Below are 3,534 nucleotides of genomic sequence, written 5' to 3'. Positions count from 1 at the left end.
GGGGGGCGTCTTGGCCTCTTCATGCACGCCGTGCATCAATGGGGTGGCCCCGACACGGCGCGGCCGTGGTCAGCCTTGCGGCGCAGGCTGCGTCGGCAGGCGCCCTTGGTCTGCGGGCTGGCGGCCGCTGATGAGGCCGCTGTGCACGCCCACCAGCGGGTGAGGCGTGGGTGGTGTGCGTTGCGGTGCGCGCCGTGTTTCAGAGCATCAGCGCCCGGCGCACTGCCTCGAATGCGGCGAGGGCCGCCGATCCGTCCAGTTGTTCCATGCGAGCGAGGGCGTCCACGTCTTCGACGGTGGTGAATGCCAGACTGAATTGGTGAAAGCGCCGCTGCGCCAGCGGGCCGTGGTGCAGCACCTCGACCTGGATGTGCCGGGGGTCTTCACGGATGCGGTCGATCAGCTTGAGCACGGCCTTTTGCGTGCCCTCGAGCTGCTGGCAGAAACGCTGCCCGTCGAAGATCAGCAGGCCGGTAATGCCCAGCTCGGCGTTGCGCTGGCGGGCCCTCGCGGCAATCTCGGCCACGATGCCGGGCGGGTGCTGGGGCGCCAGAGTGCTGACGTAGAGAACTTCGTAGAGGACAGAGCAATGAGACATGGGCCAATGTAGGAGGAGGCCCTGCCATCGCACAATGTCAAAAGACATAGGCGGGATGGCCCATGCCCATGCCCATGCCCATGCCCATGCCCATGCCCATGCACATGCACATGCACATGCACATGCACATGCACATGCACATGCTGGTGTTGGCTCGGCTCGGCTCGGCTCGGCTCGGCTCGGCTCGGCTCGGCTCGGCTCGGCTCGGCTCGGCTCGGCTCGGCGCCCGGGGCGGGGCCTTGGACTTCGCGCTTGGGTTGGAGGCGATGCACCGCCCTTGCGTGGGCTCGGCATCTGCGGTCACGACTCTGGACGGGGCGCAGCCGCCGCAGGTGGTGCGTGTGCAGGCACCCCGTTGTGCAGGCCCGCGATGCGCGGAACGGCGGTGCCGGCCGCTTCTAGAATCACCGCCCATGAACGCCGTCCTGCCTCCCCATGCATGTCCCCCGTCGTGCCGCCAGTGCCGCTTGCGCAGCACCGGTGCCTTCACGGCCGTGCAGCCCGAGGTGCTGGACTTCATCGAAAGCTTCCGCACCCAGACCCTGGCGGTCGAGGCGGGCAGCGACTTGGTGCGCGAGAACCAGACCAATGCGCGGCTGTTCACGTTGTATTCGGGCTGGGCGTTCCGCTACAAGACGCTGAGCGACGGCCGCCGGCAGATCCTCAACTTTCTGCTGCCTGGCGACCTGGTGGGCTTGCAGCAGGAGTTTGGCGAGGTGTCCGCGCATGGCATCGAGGCGCTGACCGACTGCTCGCTGTGCGTCTTCCAGAACGACAGCCTGTGGGCGCTGTTCCGTGCGCACCCGCGCCTGGGCTACGACATCACCTGGTTGTCGGCGCACGAGGAAGGGCATGTGGACGACAACCTGCTCACGGCCGGCCGGCGCAACGCCACCGAACGCGTGGCCATGCTGCTCATGCATCTGTTTCGGCGGCTCGACCGCATCGGGCTGGTGGAGGATGGCGCGGTGGTCTTTCCGCTCAACCAGCAGCACATCGCCGACGCGCTGGGCCTGTCGCTGGTGCACACCAACAAGACGCTGCGGCGCCTGGCCACCCTGGGCCTGCACGAACTCAAGAACGGGCGGCTGCGCCTGCTGAACACGCGTGCGCTGGCGCGCATTGCCGAGTACTACGACACGCCGCCGCGCCTGATGCCCCTGCTGTAGACGGCTGCCGGGTGCCTGGAAAGCCAGGTTTTGGGGAAATCGGGCGGTAGCGCTTGCACAGCCTGCGTCGATAGCTATGGCATTGGTAGCGCCTGATGCCGGTTGCGCCAGGGCCGATAATCCCTGCTTCCAGCCCCCTGCGGGGCTTTGCGCGCAGCGCAGAACCTCCCATTTCCATGACGCAAATCGACATCCTCATCATGGCGGCCGGCAAGGGCACGCGCATGAAAAGCCGCATTCCCAAGGTGCTGCAGCGCCTGGCGGGGCGTCCGCTCCTGCACCATGTGCTCGGACAGGCGGCGCATCTGCAGGCGCGCAGTGCCACGGTCATCACCGGTCACGGTGCTATGGAAGTAGAAGCTGCTACCGTAGGCGCAGAAAGCGCTACAGGTGGTTTTGACCTTCAATTTGTGCGGCAGGAGCCGCAGCTGGGCACCGGCCACGCCGTGCAGCAGGCGGTGCCCCACCTGCGCAAGGACGGCACGGTGGTCGTGCTGTCGGGCGACGTGCCGCTCACCCAGCCAGACACCTTGCGCGCGCTGGTGGCGGCATCGCAGGCCGTGCCCGGCGGGCAACTGGCGCTGCTGACCGTCGAGCTGCCCGACCCCACCGGGTACGGCCGCATCCTGCGGGCAACCGATGGCAGCGTTGCAGGCATCGTCGAGCACAAGGATGCGAGCGAGGCGCAGCGCGCCATCACCGAGATCTACAGCGGCATCATGGCCGTGCCGGCGCGACTGCTGGCGCCCTGGGTGGCGCGCCTGACCAACGACAACGCCCAGGGCGAGTACTACCTGACCGACATCGTCGCCATGGCCGTGGCCGATGGACGGGCCGTGGCCGCGCACCGCATCCATGATGCACTGCAGGTGGCCGGCGTGAACAGCCCGGCGCAACTGGCCGAGCTGGAGCGCGCGCACCAGCTGCGCCAGGCCCGCGCCTTGATGGAACAGGGCGTGCGCCTGCTGGACCCCGCGCGCTTCGATCTGCGCGACGACGTGCACACCGGCACCCGCGCGGCGCTGGTCTGCGGGCAGGACGTGGAGATCGACGTGGGTTGCATCTTCACCGGCCGCGTGGAGCTGGGCGAGGGCGTGCAGATCGGCGCGCACTGCTGCATAGCCAACGCCACCATCGCGGCGGGCGCGGTGCTCCACCCGTTCACCCACATCGACGGCGAGAAACTGGGGGCCAGCGTGGGCGAGGGCGCGCTCATCGGCCCATTCGCGCGCCTGCGCCCCGGCGCGCAGCTGGGCCGCGAGGTGCACATCGGCAACTTCGTCGAGGTGAAGAACTCCACCCTGGCCGCCGGGGCCAAGGCCAACCACCTGGCCTACCTGGGCGACGCCACGGTGGGCGAACGCGTGAACTATGGCGCGGGCAGCATCACCGCCAACTACGACGGCGCCAACAAGCACCGCACGGTGATCGAGGCCGACGTGCACATTGGCAGCAACTGCGTGCTGGTGGCCCCTGTCACCATCGGCGCCGGTGCCACCGTGGGCGGCGGCTCCACCATCAGCAAGGACGTGCCCGCTGGCACCCTGGGCGTGGCGCGCGGCAAGCAGGTCAGCATTGCCGGCTGGCAGCGGCCCACCAAGAAATCCAGGCCATGAGCACGGGGTGCCCCGAGCCGGGCCCGAACCGGTACGACGAACTCGAGGCCCCGGCGCTGCGCACCCTGCTGGCGCAGCGCGATGCACAAGCGGCCGAGCAGGCGGCCGCCACGGAGGCGTGGATGCATGCCGTCTCGCACGACCTGCGTGC

At 68.8% G+C, this 3,534-nt stretch carries 3 protein-coding genes; 2 read left to right on the top strand and 1 reads right to left on the bottom strand.

All coding sequences use genetic code 11. The features are described from left to right. Positions 1-199 precede the first annotated feature (199 nt). Positions 200-598, bottom strand: coding sequence for a BLUF domain-containing protein (locus tag ACDELDRAFT_RS20310; protein WP_005799950.1), 399 nt, complete (start codon positions 596-598; stop codon positions 200-202). Between the two features lie 413 nt (positions 599-1,011). Between ACDELDRAFT_RS20310 and ACDELDRAFT_RS20305 the strand changes: the two genes are divergently transcribed. Both ACDELDRAFT_RS20305 and glmU read left to right on the top strand, forming a co-directional pair. Next, on the top strand, positions 1,012-1,767 hold the full coding sequence (locus ACDELDRAFT_RS20305; RefSeq protein WP_005799948.1) for a Crp/Fnr family transcriptional regulator: 756 nt from the start codon (positions 1,012-1,014) through the stop codon (positions 1,765-1,767). A 176-nt stretch (positions 1,768-1,943) separates the two neighbouring features. Further along, positions 1,944-3,383 (top strand): bifunctional UDP-N-acetylglucosamine diphosphorylase/glucosamine-1-phosphate N-acetyltransferase GlmU, encoded by a 1,440-nt coding sequence (gene glmU / locus ACDELDRAFT_RS20300; RefSeq protein ID WP_005799947.1) that lies wholly within the window; start codon positions 1,944-1,946, stop codon positions 3,381-3,383. Positions 3,384-3,534 lie beyond the last annotated feature (151 nt).

Source organism: Acidovorax delafieldii 2AN (genome assembly GCF_000175235.1).
GTDB classification, from domain to species: Bacteria; Pseudomonadota; Gammaproteobacteria; order Burkholderiales; family Burkholderiaceae_C; genus Acidovorax; species Acidovorax delafieldii_B.
This window is presented reverse-complemented; position numbering and strand designations above follow the sequence as displayed.

Bases quoted from the DNA above. Each gene is read 5' to 3' on its own strand.
- ACDELDRAFT_RS20305 (WP_005799948.1), top strand. From the start codon at position 1,012: ATGAACGCCGTCCTGCCTCCCCATGCATGTCCCCCGTCGTGCCGCCAG.
- ACDELDRAFT_RS20310 (WP_005799950.1), bottom strand. From the start codon at position 598: ATGTCTCATTGCTCTGTCCTCTACGAAGTTCTCTACGTCAGCACTCTG.
- glmU (WP_005799947.1), top strand. From the start codon at position 1,944: ATGACGCAAATCGACATCCTCATCATGGCGGCCGGCAAGGGCACGCGC.